This is a genomic window from Pontibacter litorisediminis (genome assembly GCF_029360645.1).
GTDB classification, from domain to species: domain Bacteria; phylum Bacteroidota; class Bacteroidia; order Cytophagales; family Hymenobacteraceae; genus Pontibacter; species Pontibacter litorisediminis.
On the sequence record NZ_JARDUA010000001.1, the window covers coordinates 18,860 to 37,218 of the forward strand.

At 54.1% G+C, this 18,359-nt stretch carries 14 protein-coding genes; 6 read left to right on the forward strand and 8 right to left on the reverse strand.

All coding sequences use genetic code 11. The features are described from left to right. The first annotated feature begins 259 nt into the window (after positions 1-259). Complete coding sequence (locus PXG97_RS00080; protein ID WP_276495668.1) at positions 260-1,936, forward strand: ankyrin repeat domain-containing protein; 1,677 nt, start codon at positions 260-262, stop codon at positions 1,934-1,936. Positions 1,937-2,100: 164 nt separating this feature from the next. Beyond that, positions 2,101-2,682, forward strand: coding sequence for a DUF3109 family protein (locus PXG97_RS00085; RefSeq protein WP_276495669.1), 582 nt, complete (start codon positions 2,101-2,103; stop codon positions 2,680-2,682). Positions 2,683-2,831: 149 nt separating this feature from the next. Here the strand turns inward: PXG97_RS00085 and PXG97_RS00090 are convergent, their stop codons facing one another. The 5 genes from PXG97_RS00090 to PXG97_RS00110 all read right to left on the reverse strand — a co-directional run bounded on the left by PXG97_RS00090 (position 2,832) and on the right by PXG97_RS00110 (position 7,811). Further along, positions 2,832-3,770, reverse strand: a complete 939-nt coding sequence (locus PXG97_RS00090) for a DUF6340 family protein (protein ID WP_276495670.1) — start codon at positions 3,768-3,770, stop codon at positions 2,832-2,834. A gap of 103 nt (positions 3,771-3,873) precedes the next feature. After that, positions 3,874-5,220: an acetyl-CoA carboxylase biotin carboxylase subunit gene (accC, locus tag PXG97_RS00095; RefSeq protein ID WP_276495671.1), complete on the reverse strand. Its 1,347-nt coding sequence runs from the start codon at positions 5,218-5,220 to the stop codon at positions 3,874-3,876. 129 nt (positions 5,221-5,349) lie between these two features. After that, positions 5,350-5,850 (reverse strand): acetyl-CoA carboxylase biotin carboxyl carrier protein, encoded by a 501-nt coding sequence (gene accB, locus PXG97_RS00100; protein WP_276495672.1) that lies wholly within the window; start codon positions 5,848-5,850, stop codon positions 5,350-5,352. 3 nt (positions 5,851-5,853) lie between these two features. Then, the gene (gene efp, locus PXG97_RS00105) at positions 5,854-6,417 is read right to left on the reverse strand and encodes an elongation factor P (RefSeq protein WP_276495673.1); all 564 of its coding nucleotides are present in this window, start codon (positions 6,415-6,417) and stop codon (positions 5,854-5,856) included. A gap of 140 nt (positions 6,418-6,557) precedes the next feature. After that, on the reverse strand, positions 6,558-7,811 hold the full coding sequence (locus PXG97_RS00110; RefSeq protein ID WP_276495674.1) for a glycosyltransferase family 87 protein: 1,254 nt from the start codon (positions 7,809-7,811) through the stop codon (positions 6,558-6,560). A gap of 233 nt (positions 7,812-8,044) precedes the next feature. Here PXG97_RS00110 and PXG97_RS00115 point away from each other — a divergent pair, with 233 nt between their 5' ends. The 4 genes from PXG97_RS00115 to PXG97_RS00130 all read left to right on the forward strand — a co-directional run bounded on the left by PXG97_RS00115 (position 8,045) and on the right by PXG97_RS00130 (position 12,629). After that, positions 8,045-8,824, forward strand: a complete 780-nt coding sequence (locus tag PXG97_RS00115) for a TIGR02757 family protein (protein WP_420851735.1) — start codon at positions 8,045-8,047, stop codon at positions 8,822-8,824. 364 nt (positions 8,825-9,188) lie between these two features. After that, a complete protein-coding gene (gene proC / locus PXG97_RS00120; protein ID WP_276495675.1) occupies positions 9,189-10,019 on the forward strand; it encodes a pyrroline-5-carboxylate reductase in 831 nt (276 codons plus the stop codon). A gap of 266 nt (positions 10,020-10,285) precedes the next feature. Continuing rightward, on the forward strand, positions 10,286-11,377 hold the full coding sequence (gene proB, locus PXG97_RS00125; RefSeq protein WP_276495676.1) for a glutamate 5-kinase: 1,092 nt from the start codon (positions 10,286-10,288) through the stop codon (positions 11,375-11,377). A 4-nt stretch (positions 11,378-11,381) separates the two neighbouring features. Further along, positions 11,382-12,629, forward strand: a complete 1,248-nt coding sequence (locus PXG97_RS00130; RefSeq protein WP_276495677.1) for a glutamate-5-semialdehyde dehydrogenase — start codon at positions 11,382-11,384, stop codon at positions 12,627-12,629. A gap of 81 nt (positions 12,630-12,710) precedes the next feature. Here PXG97_RS00130 and PXG97_RS00135 read toward each other — a convergent pair whose 3' ends face one another. The 3 genes from PXG97_RS00135 to PXG97_RS00145 all read right to left on the reverse strand — a co-directional run bounded on the left by PXG97_RS00135 (position 12,711) and on the right by PXG97_RS00145 (position 18,268). Beyond that, a complete protein-coding gene (locus PXG97_RS00135) occupies positions 12,711-14,129 on the reverse strand; it encodes a SusD/RagB family nutrient-binding outer membrane lipoprotein (protein ID WP_276495678.1) in 1,419 nt (472 codons plus the stop codon). An 11-nt stretch (positions 14,130-14,140) separates the two neighbouring features. After that, on the reverse strand, positions 14,141-17,260 hold the full coding sequence (locus PXG97_RS00140) for a SusC/RagA family TonB-linked outer membrane protein (protein WP_276495679.1): 3,120 nt from the start codon (positions 17,258-17,260) through the stop codon (positions 14,141-14,143). A 507-nt stretch (positions 17,261-17,767) separates the two neighbouring features. Continuing rightward, positions 17,768-18,268 carry a DinB family protein gene (locus PXG97_RS00145; RefSeq protein ID WP_276495680.1) on the reverse strand — a complete coding sequence of 167 codons (501 nt, stop codon included), beginning with the start codon at positions 18,266-18,268 and terminating at the stop codon, positions 17,768-17,770. Positions 18,269-18,359 lie beyond the last annotated feature (91 nt).

Sequence of the window (18,359 nt, forward strand, 5' to 3'; positions counted from 1 at the left end):
CTCTTCCGCGTGCTAAAAATCTATGCAATTTACGAATACAATTCTTTTTTAAGAACCGCCGCCATACAACTTATGCCCAGGCAGGCGAAAGTATAAAGCGACTATACAAGGAACACCTGCTGGGCCTAAAGCGTTTAGCTTTGGGCAAGTATAACATTTGCCGTAGCCGAAGGGTTAAGAAGCTGTTTTGGTGTCATTTTTGATTAATAGGCTGTAGCGCGTACTTTTGCAGGGATGCCGGAACATAAACCTGAATAACTTGAGACATCACGATACCATATACAAACGTCCCTTTAGTGCAAAGAGGCTCTTGCTGCTTTGCCTGCTGCTGGGCGTAGGCCAACTAGGCCTGGCGCAAGGCTCCGGAGGGGTTGACTCCACGAAGGCCAGCACAGCCGCCAAGGATTCTGCCGTGGCCGCTGCCAAGAAGGCAACTAAAGTGGTTCCTGCCAAAAGCGCTGCCGCAGCACCGGCACCGGTTATCCGCCGTGTCTGGCGCACGCTGGCCATGGACGAGGCCATGCACTACTATACTTCCCTGAATTTCCAGAAGGCGCAGGAGAAGTTCAGACAGGCCGCCGCGGAGGGAGAGCATGATGCGCTGTACTTCCTGGGCCGCATGCACCAGTACCGGGAGTTGAAGTATGACTCGGTGGAGATAGACACGGTGCAGCAGATAGAGAACGCCCGCACCTACTTTGCCGCCAACCGAGACTCCGCCCAGTACTACTATAGTGCTGCCCTGGACAGTGGCAGCGTACTGGCCAACCTGGGTATGGCTGAGCTGATGACCCTGCGCAACAAGGATGACGAGCAGCGCTTTCTGCAGCGCATGCGCAACGCCGCCATCACCATTCGCGAGAAAGCAGTGGATGGCGACGGTTTTGCCAACCGCATCCTGGGAAGCATGTACTACACCGGCTACGGCGAGATGCAGAACCACGCGCTGGCGGCAAACTACCTGCGCCGGGCTGCTGAGGCGGGAGATGTGGTGGCGTATACCTCGCTGGCTAACCTGTACCTGAACGGGGAGGGTGTCGGCAAGGATTACCAGAAAGCAGTGCACTGGCTGCAGAAGGGCGTTGAGGCCGGTGAGCGCGAGGCGATGTATACGCTGGCGCTTTTACTAGAAGAAGGCACACTGGGGGAGGTGAGGGTGGAAGAGGCCCGGGACCTGTACCGCGAGGCCGTGGAGAAAGGAAGCCGAAATGCTTACGAGCAGCTGATTTACATTAACCAGACGCCGAACCAGAAGGTGGTGATCGCCGCCATTCACCGTGACCCCGAGATGCTTAACCGCGCGCTTGCCGCTGGCGGTGACCCTAACACGCAGGCCGAGCCGGAGGATTACGAAGCCAACCTCTACCGCCGCACCCCGCTGATGCACGCACTATATGTGCCGATGCTGCTGGAAGACTACGGCGTGGAGTATGAGCCGGAAGCGCGCCTGAAGGCGGCTAGCCTGTTGCTGCGAAAAGGAGCCGATGTGAATGCGCAGGATAAAAACGGGAAGACTGCGCTGCATTACGTGGTGAGCAGTTTGCGCATCCGGACAGAGTTTTACGAAAATGAGCAGGTGCAGCTGCTGGATACCCTGCTGGCCCACGGCGCCAACCCTGATATCAAAGACAAGGAAGGAAACACCGTGCTGGCGCAGGCGCTGAACGCCACCATCGGGCAGCACATTGGCATTCTGGAGCTGGAGAAGCTGCTGCAAGCCGGCGCCAACCCGAACATCGCCAACAACGAGGGCAAAACCCCGCTCATGCTGGCCTGTGAGATAGACGCCAACTTCGAAATCATACTTGCCCTGGTGCAGGCAAATGCAGACGTTACCATTACAGACAATGCAGGCAGGGCGGCCATAGACTATACCAAGCATGAGAATGTGCAGAACATGCTGCTGGCTGCCGGCTCTCCTCCAAAACAGGAATAGAAGTTGTGCTACACTCACAGGAAGAGGCGCTCTCAAGGGCGCCTCTTTTATTTAGCGCGTTTTTACTGCGGCCCAGGCATCCGCCATTTAAACTATTTTATACTTACCTTTGTCTTTCCTTTGCAGAGGATGCCTCCTTTGCCTGATTTTGATTTATACCACTTATGATAGTTCTTCAGAATACCGTTATCAGCGACGATGTGCGCGACCAGTTTTTTGTCTGCAACCTTGAGAAGTGCAAGGGGGCCTGCTGCGTGGAAGGCGACCTGGGAGCCCCGCTGGATGAGGACGAACTGGAGGTGCTGAAGGACAGCTATGCGCACGTAAAGCCTTACATGTCGGAGGCCGGCGTGAAGGCTGTGGAGGAGCAGGGGCTATATATCAAGGATTGGGAAGGCGATTACTCTACCCCAACCATCGGCAACCGTGAGTGCGCCTACGCCATCTATGATAAGGACAACACCCTGAAGTGCGCGATCGAGCAGGCCTACTACGACGGAAAGATTGGCTGGAAGAAACCAATCTCCTGCCACCTATACCCGATCCGCATTACCAAGTATGATGGGTTTGAGGCCCTGAATTACGACCGTTGGGGCATCTGCAGCGCTGCCTGCAGCTTTGGCCAGGACCTGGGCGTGCGCGTGTACCAGTTCCTGAAAGAACCGCTTATCCGCAAGTATGGCGAGGGCTGGTACAGCGAGCTGGAGCAACTCATGGAAAGTGAGGAGGCCGCTGCTAAAAAGTAAAGCACTTTATTGTTATACGAGCTGCCAGGAGTTATCCTGATGCTTTACCCGAACTGCCGTCTTGCCGACGGCAGTTTCTGTTTGTGGCGGCACCCATAGCTACGGGCATGTGGTATGGACAGTTAGTTTAGCAGCACATGTTCATACTATCAGTACTTCTCCAACTCCGGCAGTAGGATAGCAGCAAGCTTCTCTTTCCGGCTCATGGCCTCCTTTGCCCAGTATTTCGCCTGTGCTATGTCACCCATCGCCTCATATACGACGGCCATGTTGTAGGAGGCCCGTGCAGCTTCTTTCTTGTTGCTGCTTTGGGTGAGTGGCTCCAGCAGGGCAAGGGCATTTTCCCAGTTGCCGGTAGCCATAGCAGTGGAAGCAGCAAAAAAGCTTTGACTCGAGTAGTAGGGGCGGGCAAAGGAAACCGGCTGCGGCGACAAACGGCTCCAATACCTGTTGCCGGTGCGCCAGGCCAGGTCGTTTACAGCGGCACCGGCGTTGCCCATGGAAGGCCCGATGGCCAGTAAACCGCTCAGCACCGTCCTCGACTGGTAAGGGGCCTCCTCTGCCAGTATGAACCTATCCAGAACCTGTCCCGTGCTATCGTAAAGCACCCAGGTAGAGGCAACTGCCAAATCGTAAAAAGCTGTTTTGGAGACGCTGCCATCTTCTTCCTCCTCCCGCACGGTCTCCTGCTTAAAGTAAGTGTCAAAGTGCTCCAGCGACAGCAGCAGGTGGTGCGGTTGCTGCATGTATAACTCCTGTACCTGCACCGGACTTAGCTTGCCGTTAAAAGTAGGCGTTCTGTAGCTGATCGAGTCTGTGAAAACAAGGTCATAGGTGTCTTCCTGAAGAACAGCGTCTATGGCACCCAGAAAAGCATGGTTCGCCCCGTCTGCAAAAACCTCAACCTTTTTCTCCTGGTTAAAGTCCAGCAGCGCCGGGTTAAACCTATTTATAACCGCCACCTTCCACTGCTCATTGGTCACCGCCACGGCTGGAGGCTTGGTTGCGTCGACAAACAGAACGGAGGTACAGCTAACGAGTGTAGAAGCCAGGGCACCGTACAGCAAAAGTATGATCTTCTTTGGCATGCCTATGTCAGGGGAGAAAGGGTTGTTTTACGGAGCATGAAGGTATAAAAAAAGCCCCAACCTAAAAGCTGGGGCCTTCTTATTTTGCCTGTACTGGCTGTGTTTATTCGATTGAACCGAAGTCGAAGTCCTCGAGGTATTTCGTCGTGAAGTTTCCTTCTTTAAAGCCTTTGTCGTCCATGAGCTTCAGGTGGAAAGGAATAGTGGTTTTGATGCCTTCTATCACGAACTCGCTCAGGGCGCGCTTCATTTTCACCAGGGCCTCCTCGCGCGTCTGCGCACTCACGATCAGCTTCGCGATCATAGAGTCGTAGTTTGGCGGGATGGTGTAGCCGGAGTACACGTGCGAGTCGATTCGAACGCCGTGGCCGCCTGGCGTGTGCAAGGTAGTGATCTTGCCTGGGCTAGGGCGGAAGCCGTTCTTCGGGTCCTCTGCGTTGATGCGGCACTCGATGGCGTGCATCTTAGGGTAATAGTTTTTGCCCGTGATCTTCTCACCGGCAGCTACCTTTATCTGCTCCTTGATCAGGTCGTAGTCAATTACTTCCTCCGTGATCGGGTGCTCCACCTGGATACGCGTGTTCATCTCCATAAAGTAGAAGTCGCGGTTCTTGTCCACGAGGAACTCGATTGTGCCTACGCCCTCGTAGTTGATGGCTTTGGCACCGGCGATGGCTGCCTGGCCCATGGCGTCGCGCAGTTCATCGGTAATGAACGGGGAAGGAGTTTCCTCCACCAGTTTCTGGTGGCGGCGCTGGATGGAGCAGTCACGCTCCGACAGGTGCGCCACGTTGCCGTGCTGGTCACCGATCAGCTGGATCTCGATGTGGCGGGGCTCCTCCACGAACTTCTCCAGGTAGATGCCGTCGTTGCCGAAAGCTGCTTTCGCTTCGGTACGGGCATCGTTCCAAGCTTTCTCAAATTCTTCCTCTCTCTTGATGATGCGCATACCGCGTCCACCGCCACCGGCAGTGGCCTTGATGATGACCGGGTACTTAACCTTCTTGGCAAGCTTAATGCCCTCCTCCACGTTCTTGATCAGGCCATCAGAGCCAGGAATGGTAGGCACGCCCGCTTTTTTCATGGTGTCTTTGGCGGAGGCCTTGTCGCCCATGGCGTTAATCATCTCGGGGGTAGCGCCAATGAATTTAATGCCGTTCTCGGCACAGATGCGGGAGAACTCGGCGTTCTCAGACAGGAAGCCGTAACCCGGGTGTATGGCGTCGGCGTTGGTGATTTCAGCCGCAGCGATAATGTTCGGGATGTTCAGGTATGACTGCGCACTTGGGGCTGGCCCAATGCACACGGCCTCATCTGCAAAGCGCACATGCAGGCTTTCCTTGTCGGCAGTAGAGTACACAGCCACCGTTTTAACGCCCATCTCCTTACAGGTACGGATGATGCGCAGGGCGATTTCGCCACGGTTGGCAATTAATATCTTTTTAAACATAGGTTCTGATTAGGGAATTTGAAGATTTGGAAATGTGGAAATTCTAAATGTAAAAGATGAGAAAGCGGAGCAAGTACGGTTTACCTCCAATTTCTCATCCTCACATTTTCAAATTTTCAAATGGCAGTTTTAGCTTGGGTCTACCAGGAACAGTGGCTGGTCATACTCCACAGGAGAGGCATTATCCACCAGCACCTTCACGATCTTGCCTGATACTTCAGACTCAATCTCGTTGAACAGCTTCATCGCCTCGATAATGCAGATCACCTGACCTTTTTTCACCTCATCGCCTACATTCACAAATACTGGTGCTTCCGGGCTGGATGAACGGTAGAATGTTCCGATCATTGGGGCTTTGATAGCAACATACTTGCTGTCGTCGGAAGCCGGGGCCGGAGCGGCGGCAGGTGCCGGTGCGGCAGCAGGGGCTGCGGCGGCCGGAGCGGCCTGAGGGGCAGCAGCCGGAGCAGGGGCCGCTTGTGGGGCAGGCTCAGCGCCTTTCACGTACGTTACCTTCTGGTCTGGGTCGCGCTTAACCGAGATCTTAAATTCTTCTGTTTCAATGTTAACTTTATTCAGGCCGGATTTGGCGATAAAGTCGATGAGTTCCTGGATTTCTTTAGCTTTCATGTGTTATTTAACTCTTTCAGCGTATGAGTACGTACGAGTGTCTACTTTGATTTTTTCATCCTGGCCAATAAATAACGGTACCTGAATGGTCGCGCCTGTTTCCACAATGGCTGGCTTTGAGGCGTTGGTGGCCGTGTCGCCCTTAAGTCCCGGCTCAGTGTAGGTAATGGTCAGTTCCACAAACGGCGGTATCTCGCAGGTAAGCGGAGTCTCTGTTTCGGCGTGGAAAAGGATCGTTACTTCCTGGCCCTCTTTCAACAGGTCGGCAAACGGAACCATCTCTTCTGGCAGCGTTACCTGCTCAAAAGTGTTCATGTCCATGAAGTTGTAACCCATGTCATCCTTGTAGATGAACTGGTGCGGGCGCTGCTCAACACGGGCAGTGCTTATTTTATGACCAGCCGAGAAAGTGTTGTCGATCACTTTGCCGGATCTTACGTTTCTGAGCTTTGTTCTCACAAACGCAGGGCCTTTGCCTGGCTTTACGTGCTGGAAGTCAATTACCTGATACAGGTCGTTGTTAAACTCAAGCACTACGCCGTTTTTAATATCAGCTGTGGTTGCCATATATAATTAACGTTATTGTCTCCTTAATAAGGGGGTAAAACTATGTTTGTTTTTGCTGTCTTGCAAAACAAAATTACGCAATCTGCTGAAAAATGCGCTAAAAAAGATGCTTGTTAAAACACTTAAACGCTTAGCCGGGGCTATTTAAGCAGCCCCTCCAGCACTTTGGCACGCTCGGGCTGCTCTTCCGTGTTACTGTGTCGCCTGCTTTGGGTGAGGCGCAGGCTGGTCAGGGCGGCAAGCAGCGCCAATGTTCCGAACGTGTAGACTGAGAGGCTCTCCAGCAGACGGTACAGATCGCCTCCCATCAAATCCCGGATGTTGATGCCAACTAACACACAGCCTGCCACCGTAAGTACCCTTGCCACTTTATGAAGTTCGTAGAAACGGCACAACAGCAGCACGATGCATGGCAACGTGAAAAGGAAGGCGTTTAGGCTGGTGACGGCAAAAAGCGGTATCAGGGCAACAAGCAGTGCTACATCAGCTAACAAGGTTTGCTTAAGCCTTGCGCCGGCCTGCACAAAGTATAAAACAAACCCGCCGATGAGCGCCAATACCGAGAGTTGGTATACTTTGATGGCTGCCTCGCTCTGCAGGAGGTACTGGATAGGGGTGTAGCGGGCAAGCACGGAGAAGATGGTGTGGTTCCCGCTCTTGAGTAGTTCCTGCTTGGCGCTCATTTCAATGACAAGCTCCTGGAACCATCCTTTATAGAGCGCCGTGAAGGCATCCAGGGAAGGGTAAAGAAAAAAAGGCAACAGGCCTAGCAGCACGATGGCTACCGCCGTGGAGGCAAGTATGTCGAACCGCTTCTTGAGCAGCAGGTAGGGCAGCAGAATGAAGCCGAATGGCTTGATGAAAACACTGGCAGCCAACACAACGCCAGCGGCCACGGGGCGCTTGCGCTGCCACAACAGCACCACGCACACGTATAACGCCAGCAACACAAAATTTACCTGCCCCAGGTGCCACTCCCGGTGCACATGGGCGCCCACCGCCAGGAAAGACAGGAGCAACACCGTGTTCCGCTGCTTTACGGTATACTCCTGAGTTGGTGAGGCTGTTAGCTGAAACAAGGTATGCAAGACAGCAATGGCCAGCAGCACCAGCAGCAACCAGTACATGGTCTTAGCTGCCATAAAAGGCAAAAGGGTGAAGGGTATAAAGTAAAGCCCGGCCGTGGGCGAGTACTTGTACACGTAATGGCCGTCTGATGCAATGCGGTAGATTTCGCCTCCGCGGAGCATTCTCTCTGCGGTTCTGTAATATACCTCCAGGTCATGCATCCAGAACCGGTCGTTTATGATTTCGCCCAGGAGCAGCAGCAGGCCGGCAAGCAGTATAGCTAGAGCCCAGATCTGTTTTGGTTGGAACAGCGTTTTCAATCGCATGATTAAGTTTGTAAGGGTTGTGCGTTTTACCTGCAGACCTCGGTGGTCTGCTTCTAAAGTTGGCCAAGTTACAAAGTATAGTTCAAATACTTTGCTTTAAAGTTAAAAGGCTTTGCGGGCCCTTGCGATTTACTCTGTCGCCGAAACGTGTAAATTTGTTGCATATGCTTTGCTGCCATCGCAGGTTTAAGCCTGACACATCAAATCGAGTAGAAATCAAGTATACTTCCTGCATGATGCACCCCGAAATTTCTTCTGTAAAAGCCCTGCTTGATGACAGGGTGGATAAGTATAACCGCCCCAGCTTTATACCGAACGACCCGGTTTCAATTCCGCACCGGTTCTCTAAGAAACAGGACGTTGAGATCAGCGGCTTTTTTGCAGCCATACTTGCCTGGGGCCAGCGCAAGACTATCATCAACAACTGCATGAAGCTGATGGACCTGATGGACAATGCCCCGCACGATTTTATACTTCATCACCAGGAGCAGGACCTGCAGCGGTTTCTCGGCTTTAAGCACCGGACCTTCAACGACACCGATCTGCTCTACCTGCTGCACTTTTTCAGGTGGTACTACAGCCGGCACGAGAGCCTGGAAACCGCTTTTGCGGGGGAGCAGCATGAGCTACAGACGCAGCAGGAGCGTCTTGTGCATTTCCATAACCTGGTGTTTAGCCTGGAGGATGCCCCGCAGCGCACGCGCAAGCACATTGCCACGCCCGCCCGCAAGTCTGCCTGCAAGCGCCTGAACATGTACCTGCGGTGGATGGTGCGCCGGGATGACCGGGGCGTGGATTTCGGCATTTGGCGTAACATGCCCATGAGCGACCTTATTTGCCCCTGCGATGTGCATGTGGAGCGCGTGGCCCGCCGCTTGGGCCTGATCACCAGAAAAGGAATGGACTGGGAAACGGCCGAGGAACTTACGGCCCACCTGCGCACCTTCGATCCTGCGGACCCGGTAAAGTATGATTATGCCCTTTTTGGCTTGGGGATAGAAGAAAAGTTCTGACTTTTTTGGCAACGCTGCTATCTGCAGATATCCCAAGTTGGGAGGACGCTGGCGAAATAAGAAACCAAGTATGTGTAACGGGTTTTTAAGCGGCTTCAATATCGCGCCCCAGCGGCTGCTAAGGTGTAAAATCGCCTGTTTCTGTACGTTGCCAAAATACTATATAGGTGCGCTTTGTTTTGTGATTTTTCCGATGTGTGTGATGTGCAGATAGTACTATTTTATTTCGTTTTGTTTGTCTAAGTGGCTTTTTGTGGATTTGGGTCTTTAAGATGGATATTGTACTTTTGCATCAGTAGATAATCAATTGCAGTGCAGGTGCCCAGGTATTTGGCCCCTGCCAGGAACAAACAAAACACACGGAATGCACACAGATAACGTAGCCATCTTGGGCACAGGAAATCTCGGAAAATCAATTGCAGAAGGACTTTTGAGCAACGGCCAGTATCAGCCGGAGAACATCTACGTGACCAGGAGAAACACGAAATCATTACAATACTTAAAAGACAAAGGCGTGCAGGTTACCAGCGACAACAAGTTTGCTGTAAAGAACAGCCGCTTTATACTACTGTGCGTGCAGCCGGCACACCTCGAAAACGTGCTGAACGAGATCAGGCCGTACCTTGACCCGGAACGCCATGTGCTGCTGAGCGTAATCGCCGGCATCACCATCGACTTCATACGCGAGTTGGTGGGCGATTTTGCCATTGTGCGTAGCATGCCCAATACCGCTATCGCCGTGCAGCAGTCGATGACGTGCCTGGCCTTTAATGAAAAGGCCGCCACAGTGGAGGAGGAGATAAAGGATATCTTTAACTGCGTGGGCGAGACCCTGGTGATTGAGGAAGAGCTCATGGCAGGCGCTACCGTGCTTTGCTCCAGCGGCATTGCCTTTAACATGCGCTTTATTCGTGCGGTAACACAGGGTGGTATTCAGCTGGGCCTGGATGCCGAGGATGCCCAGAAGATTGCCGTGCAGGTAAGCAAAGGCGCCTCTACCTTGCTCACGATTAATAAATCGCACCCGGAGCAGGAGATCGACAAAGTGACCACGCCGGAAGGGTGCACCATTACGGGTTTGAACGAAATGGAGCACCAGGGCCTGAGCTCTGCCGTGATCAAAGGACTGGTGGGCTCCCATAAAAGAATCCTGGACCTGAAGGAGCAGCGCGAGAAAGAGGCAGCCGCTGTTTAATACCCTAAAGTATACAGGCTGTTCTGTGGCGGGTTCGGTAGCTGTTGGCTTCCTTTACGCTGCAGAACAGCTTCTCTTTTTCTGGCGAATAACCCCATGGGCGAGAGCCTACTAAGGGAGGTTACGCCAGTCCTGACTTTATACTTTGTTTAGCTGGTTCTTCCTTACCCAAAGTATAACTCCCCTCGATTTTACAGCTATACCCATTGCGCAACAGCCGATGCTGTTGTCGCAGCTCAACTATTGTCTAACAAACCAATATAACTATGGATTATCAGCCACAGCTAGTTGTCGTCAAAGTCGGCTCCAACGTGCTCACGCAGGAGGACGGAACACCCGACAGGCAACGCATGGCTTCACTCGTCAAGCAAATCGATTTCCTGAGGAAGCAGGGCATCCAGGTGGTGCTGGTTTCGTCGGGGGCGGTGGCCTTTGCGAGAAACAACATCAAAATAGAAGATAAAACCGAGTCGGTGGTGCGAAAGCAGATCCTGGCTTCGGTGGGGCAGATCGACATTGTGCAGTCCTACAAGGAGCTGTTTCAGGAAGTGGGGCGGCAGATTGCCCAGATTGTGGTTACGCCGCAGGATTTCCTGTCGCGCCGTCACTACCTGAATATTAAAGAGTGCCTGCTGGGCCTGCTCCAACACGACATCATTCCGATCATCAACGAGAATGATGCCGTGGCCGTGACCGAGCTCATGTTCACCGACAACGACGAACTGGCCAGCATGACCGCCGCCATGATCGATGCCGATACCCTGATCCTGCTCACCAACGTGGACGGCATCTACAAAGGGCACCCCGACGACCCGAACGCGAAGCTGATTGAGCGGGTGGGAAGCAAAACCTCCGGCGTGAGCCGCTATATTGCCTCCTCCAAGTCGAGCTTTGGCCGCGGCGGCATGGGCAGTAAAATGAAAATGGCCAAAAAAGCAGCCTACCTGGGCATACATGTCTTCATTGCCAACGGCAACCGCGACAACGTGCTGCACGATTTCTACAACGGCCAACTCAAGGCCACCTATTTTGAGCCGGAGTCGTGCAAGGCCAACCCGAAGAAATGGGTGGCGCATAGCGATAACTACACTAAAGGAGAAGTGATCGTGAATGCCGGAGCCAGAGAGGCACTGCATGCCGACGAAGCTGCCAGCCTGCTACCTGTGGGCGTGGTGGGCATCCGGGGCAATTTCTCTAAGGGCGACGTAATCCGGATAAAGGATGAGCAAGGAGAGAAGCTGGGCCTTGGGAAAGCGGAGTATGGCTCCCGGAAAGCGCTGGCCACGATCGGCCTGAGCAAGCAGAAGCCGATCATCCACTACGACTATCTATACTTGTTTAAATATCACACGATCTAAAACTATGGAACTGCAACAAACTTTTAAGAACGTAAAGCAGGCCAGCCGCAAGCTGAACCTGCTCCCGGAAAATAAAATAAAGCACATACTCGAGGACCTGGCAGCGAAGGCAGAAGCAGCAACAGAAAGTATACTTGCCGCTAACCAGCAGGACCTCGGGCGCATGGACCCCAGTGACCCGAAATATGACCGCCTGAAGCTGACCGGGGAGCGCATCCAAAATATAGCCGCTGATATTCGAAACGTGGCGAGCCTGCCTTCGCCACTGGGCAAGGTGCTGTCGGAACGGACGCTGGAGAACGGGCTGGAGATGAAGAAAGTGTCGGTGCCGCTGGGCGTGATTGGCATTATCTACGAGGCACGGCCCAACGTGACCTTTGATGTGTTCAGCCTGTGCCTGCGCTCCGGCAATGCGCTGTTGCTAAAGGGCGGCAGCGATGCCAAGGACTCCAATGCAGCCATTGCAAAACTGATCCATCAGGTGCTGGAGCAGCATGGCGTGGACAGGAACATTGTGCAGCTGCTGCCCCCGGACCGGGAGGCAACGCAGCAGATGCTGCAGGCCGTGGAGTACGTGGACATCATCATCCCGCGTGGGAGCCAGGGCCTGATCAATTATGTGCGGGAGAACTCCAAAGTACCTGTGATCGAGACGGGTGCAGGCATCGTGCATACGTACTTCGATGCGTTTGCCGACCTGCAGCGCGGCAAAGAGATCGTGGTGAACGCCAAGACCCGCCGCGTGAGTGTGTGCAACGCCCTGGATTGCCTGGTGATCCACGAAGACCGCCTGCCGGACCTGGCCGAGATCGGCAAGGAGTTGGCCGCGAAAGGAGTGGAGGTGTTTGCCGATGCCCCTGCCTTCGCCGCTCTTAAAGGTAGTTATCCGGCAGAGCAGCTGCAGCAGGCTACGGAGGAGCACTTTGGCACCGAGTTCCTGTCGCTGAGGATGTCCGTGAAAACGGTGAAAGGTTTGGATGAGGCCATTGAGCACATCAATACCTACAGTTCGCAGCACAGCGAGGCGATCATTTCGGAGAATGAGCAGCATGTGGAGCATTTCCTGAGAGCCGTGGATGCCGCCGCCGTGTATGCCAACACCTCTACGGCCTTTACCGACGGGGCGCAGTTTGGCCTGGGCGCAGAGATCGGCATCAGCACCCAGAAGCTGCACGCCCGCGGACCGATGGCGCTGGATGAACTGACCAGCTACAAATGGGTAGTGAAAGGCTCGGGGCAGGTGAGGGCGTAAATGATTTTTTATCTGTGTGTAAAAGAGAAGCCGCTGTGTTATGCAGCGGCTTCTCTTTTTTATACTATGGCAAAGTATATCCTATTGGTCCCACCAGATTGGTAGAGAAAGGTCATCGGCATCAGGTGTGTTGGGATTTTTTGACGCCTCCCCACTAGGGTAAGCCACCCTGCGGATAAAGGTGGGCAGGGCAGCGTTGGCAGGCAACGTGAAGCCGGCATACTGATAGTCGAAGCGGCGGGCGTCATTCCAGGCCTCCGGGTTCAGGTAAGTTACCACGAACTTCTCCCGGAAGATGTCGGCGAGAGTCAGGTCTGCAGCGCCAACTGCCACCAGGGAGCTGTTAAGATAGTCCTCTGCCTCAGCTGTGCTTACCTCGTACAGCTCCATGCTGGCCCTGATGCCTTCCAGATAGGCGCTGTAGGCTCTGTCGTTCTGGCCGGCGCGGAGAGCCGCCTCAGCTTCTATAAGCTTTACCTCTGGGTAGGAAACAATGATAAGCGGAGAGTCCTCGCCGGTGAGAGGGGAGCGGAGCGAAATATACGATTCATCTACCACCGTGCTACTGCCGGGGCCTACGTTGCCGGTACCGTTTGGTGTGCCCACATAGGTGCCTGTTCTGGTGGTGTCCGCGATTTGCTCCAGTCGTGGATCCATGATGCCGTTGCTGGTGCCGTCTAAGTGCTGAATCAACTGCTCCGAAAGCCAACCCCCAAGCAACAGGTCTGCATTGTCAATGGCCACCTGGGCCCAGGGGTTACGATCCACAAAAACCCCCATATCGGCGTTGTCGGCGTTAGAGGTGTAGGAGTTCTCCACGGCTGCGAGCACTGCCTGAGGGTCATAAGCCGAGGTCTCGCTCAGTTTATTCAGCTGCCGTGCCTTTAGGGCATAGGCCGTTTTGATCCAGTTCGCTTTGCTGCCCCCATGGATCAGGTCGTTTTGTGCATCCAGCTCAATAGGGGACTCCGGTCCGGAAAGCTCCGCAATAGCCTCGTCCAGAAGGTCTAAGATCCTGTTGTTCAAGCTGGATTCTTCATCGAATCCGGGCGTCAGGGTGATGTTACCAAAGGCCTCGGTGTAGGGTGCGTCCCCCCACAAGTCGTTGACCAGAGACAGGTTATAGGCCATCAACACATCTGCCACGCCAACGTAGGCCGAGGCACCCTGCTCCATGGCCTCTTGCCGCATGTCATATATGTCGGCCATGGCCAGGTACAGCGCATCCCAGGTGCTGGAGTAGTCCGTTACCTGGTAGGTATCGGTAGAGCCTCCGGCGGTGGGACTGGCCAGGTACTGCACGAAGTAGGAGGTGATGTTGGACACGCGGTAGCTGTTCATCGCTGTTTTATGGGTGGTGGTGGAGAGCAAGGTGCTCAAGGGCCGTTCATTCACCAGGTTAGGGTTATCCTCCAGGTCAAAGTAGTCCTCGCAGCCTTGCAGTGTCGTGGCGGCCCCAACCAGCATCAGGGCAAGCATATATCTCAAGATCTTTTTCATACCGCTGTTATTTAAAATCCAACATTTAGGGTGAACAGGTAGCTTCGGACGGCCGGATACGTGAAGCCGGAGAAGCCGTCTACGTTGCTTCCGCTGGGGCTGAAGCTGGTTTCAGGGTCAAAGCCTTTGTAATCGGTGTGCAGCCACAGGTTGTTGCCAGTTAGCGATACAGAGGCGTCGCGAATAAAGATGCTCTCGAACCACTTTTGCGGCAGGCTGTAGTTTAGCGTCAGGGAGCGCAGGCGCACCCAGGAGGCATCTTCCACAAAGTTCTCAGAAACACCTCGGTAGAAGTTACGGTAATAGCCGTTGCCGTAGTCTACACCATCAGGGCCAATGCCCTGGCCCAGCCATACTTCCTTCGTGTTCGGAGTTCCGTCGGAGAGCACCCCCTCAAACACCTTGGTCTGGTTTCGGTTCTCGGTATACTCGGCAATGCCAAAGGCGGCGAAGAAGTTGTCCATTTGGTTATACTTCTCCTGGCCCACGCGGGCATCCAGCAGGGCTGTCAAACTAAGGCTTTTGTAGCTGAATGTGTTCGTGAAACCGCCGATCCAGTCCGGCTGCGAGTTGCCGAGTATTTTCTGGCTCGACAGCGGGGCACGTACCGGGAAGCCGTTTTCCCCGATCACGATCGGCCGCGACTCGTCGATGAACAGCGGGTCCTCCTCCTCGCCCGGCCCATAGTAGCGCTGCCAGTGGGAGCCGTAGATGTTGCCGTAGGGTTCTCCCGGTACTAGACGCAGGCTAACCGTAGAGCCAACATACCCGAACTGGGAGGCATACACTATTTCTTCAAGTCCTTCACGGATGCTCAGGATCTTGTTGCGGTTTGCCGAAAACACCAGCTTCGTGTCCCAGTTAAAATCATTGCTACGGATAGGCGTTGCGTTAAGTACCAGCTCGACGCCACGGTTGCGCATTTTGCCGGAGTTTACCGCAGCCCTCATAAAGCCGGTGGAATTGGCGACATCAATGTTCAGGATCTGGTCCTTGCTGAGGGAGTAATAGTAGGTGAAGTCGAAACCGATCCGGTTATCCAGGAAAGACATTTCCAGGCCTGCCTCAAACGTGTTGGTGAATTCCGGTTTGAGCTCCGGGTTACCTAACAGCGCGGCTCTGGTGACACCGGTGTAGCCTGTTGGCAGCTGCGTATATGGTGCAGAACCAGAGGAAGTGGAGTAAGGCAGTGCATCCTTGCCCATTTGCGCATAAGAAAAGCGCAGCTTGCTTTGGTTGATAAACTCCGGAAGCTCCAGGTGCTGCGAGAAAATGTAACTTATACTTGCCGAAGGGTAGAAGAAGGAGCGGTTATCGCTCGCCAGCGAGGATGTGATGTCGTTGCGACCGGTCAGCGTCAGGAACAGGAAGTCCTTATAGTCTAGGGAAGCCTCCGCGAAAATGCCCATCAGACGGTACTCCAACTCATCCTCAACCGTTGACAGGAACCTGGCGTTCGACAGCCTGAAGTAATCGAACACGGCCAGTTCCTCGCCCATAACCCCGAAACTTTTGGACTGGCGGTCGAGCAGATCGTGGCCGAGGCGCAGGGTTCCGGAGATATCCTCGCCGAAGTCGGTGTTGAGGGTAGCGATGAACGTCGAGTTGATTGCCCTGAACCTGGTGGTATACTCATGTACGAACCCGCGTCCGTTATCTTCCAGCACTTGCTCGTCCGGCACGCCGCGCGGGCCAGGGGCCGTGCGGGTGCGGTCATCACTATACGTATCCAGGCCGATGCGGTAAGTAAAGTTCAGCCAATCCAGGGGATCATAGCCGAAGGTAAGGCCGCCGATAAAGCGGTTCACCTCGTCCTCCATTCTATTCGTTGATGCCGCGTAGATCGGGTTGTCGTTGCCGTAGGTTTTCATGGTGCCGTCCGGCTTCACGTAATCCGTCACATCCCACCGCGGCGACCAGTAGCTGAGCATCTCGTTGAAGCGGTCGGCATTGTAGCGGTCGCCGCCGGAGTTCACGTAGTTAAAGTTACCACCAATGCGTATCCGCTCGCTTATCTTCGCGTCGGCATTCAAACGGGCTGATATGTTCTGGTAATCGGTGAACGGAAGCACGCCTTCGTGGTAAAGGTGGGAGAGGGAGGTGAAGAAGCTAAGGGCCTCGCCGCCGCCGGAGAACGATATGGTGTTCCGAACCTGATGGCCTTTCTCGTAGGCATCCTCAAAATGATTGTAGAGTTCTGCCGGGTGCGTCGGGTCTAGCTGCCTTGCCTCCTCCACGGTTGGTCCCCAGGATGGCCAGAAACTCTCCGGGTCATATTCTCCAGCGTAGCCTTGTGTATAGGTGTCCTGTATCTTCGGAAACTTGTTTACCTCTTCAAAACCAGCAGTAGAGGTGAAGTTAACCCGCATCTCGCCCTGCCTGCCCGACTTCGTGGTGATGACTACCACCCCGTTGGCACCTTGCAGGCCGTAGAGCGCCGTGGCCGCACCCCCGCGCAGGATGTTGATGCTTTCAATGTCATTGGGGTTCAGGTCGGCCAAACGGTTGCTCATGCCCCGCAGCTCGGCCCCATCGCCGAAAGTTGAGGTGGAGTTGTCCATCAGGATGCCATCGATGACAAAGAGCGGCTGGTTAGGCCGGCTGGGGTCGATAGAGTTGATACCCCGTATCTGGATGCTGGAGCCCTGGCCGGGTGCGCCGCCGGTACTGGAGATGGTTACCCCCGCTACCTTGCCTTGCATCGCGTTCAGCACGTTTGGCTGCCGGTTTCGCACCAGCTCCTCCGTCTGTACCTCCTGCGCTGCGTAGCCCAAGGCCTTTTTCTCGCGGGTAATGCCCAAGGCCGTCACCACAACTTCACTTAACTGTTGGGTATCGGTGCTGAGCGTAACATTAATCTGCTGCTGGTTACCCACCCGTACCTCGCGGTCCTGGTAACCCAGGAAGCGGAACTCGAGCACGGCCTCGCTGTCCGGTACCCTTATCTGGTAATTGCCATTCGCATCGGTGGTGGTGCCGGTGGTGGTCCCTTTTATGGTTACGCTAACGCCTGGCAGCGGCATTCCCGCGTCGGCCCCCGTAACCTGGCCACTCACTATGTTGTCTTGGGCCATGGCAGGTGCCCAGCAACACATCAGCAGCAAAACAAGCAGGGTAAAACTGTTTTTCATATGGATCTATGCTTAATGATGATTAGGATATGCAAACCTGCTGGTGCGACAAAGCCTTGCGGGCATTAAGCACCGGCCTACAGAGGGTGAAGCAATAGCCCATGAAGCCCCTAATGTAAGGTGGCACGGCTAAATGAAGGGTGATGTAAGGCAATACCGGGCGGACAAGTATTGTTAATATCTGATTTATACTTGCAATCTTTATACGGTATTTATAGCATGATGACAGAATAAAGTTGCATTTATATTGATATATTTAAGGGTAAGAAGCCAACAGTGGCAGGTTTTGGCTGCACTTACTGTACTTAGCAGCCGTTTGCATGCACCAATCACCCTGAGCGAAAGCTGCCAAAGTGATTAGGGAAATTTAGGTAAGCGCCTGAGGTGCTGGTTTAAATGACCTGTGACAGACGCGGGTTGGCAACAAAGGAAGGGGGCAGAAGCAGAAATAACTGGTGCGGTGTAGTCAAAGCTGGAGAGCTGCGACGGGTTGTGGTATGAACGGTACTATTGCTGCGAGTTTGCCTGCACTTCTTCTGCCGTGAGGCCAAAAATGGGAGGGGTAGCCACATCCAGCAAGTTCAGGTAGATGTACAGCTGTGCCCGGTGATGAACTTCATGCTCCACCATGGCGCGCAGCCACTTCCTGGCCGTAATCTGCACGCCCGCCGGCGTCATGCATTTCCGGTTCAGGTCGCTATCATGCAGGCTTCCAAAGATGGCCATGGACTCCTGGTGCAGCTCCTCAAACAAAGATAGCACCTGCTCATAGCCGTCTGCCAGTTCTTTTCCGCAGCCGTGGTAGCGGCTGGGATTACCCAACACGGTTTCGGCATACATGTAGCGCTCAATGCAGGCAATGTGCCGCACCACATCTGCTATGGTAAATTTGCCTTTCTTGTAGCTCCAGTCCATCTTGTCGGGAGGGATAACCTGAATAATCCGGTTGGTGCGCTCCCGGATACGGGTATAGTAGTCAAGAAAAGACGATACCGATACGATCTCCATAGCTTTAACTTAAGGTGACTTAAACACTGATGCAAAGCTTTGTACTGCAAGTGGATTGGTTGTGTTGCAGGGGCACTGTGGAGATGCCAGC